The 261-nt window shown below is 54.8% G+C and carries 1 protein-coding gene; it reads left to right on the plus strand.

The genetic code is table 11. The features are described 5' to 3' along the window. On the plus strand, nt 1–261 hold a 261-nt coding region (locus AC1RPT_RS08070; protein ID WP_481763034.1), incomplete at both ends, for a hypothetical protein.

Consider the following 261-nt stretch of genomic DNA (forward strand, 5'->3'; position numbering starts at 1 on the left):
TGCCTGAAGAATTGCCGGTCAGCGCCGGACACGCCATGTCGATTCCGCTATCAAATCTGCGCTTAGATCCAGATAATCCCAGGATTCCGGAGAGCGTTCGGGTCAACTCAACTAGCGAACTCGCGGTGCTTCTCGACATGGGATTTGATGTGTACGCGGTCGCGCAATCCATAGCCGAGCTCGGGTATTTTAATGCGGAGCCGCTCATTGCTGTCCGGAGCGATTCGGAACCCGACGTATTTATCGTGACAGAGGGAAACC

This window comes from Dellaglioa sp. CoH-56-MRSF-11 (genome assembly GCF_056782135.1).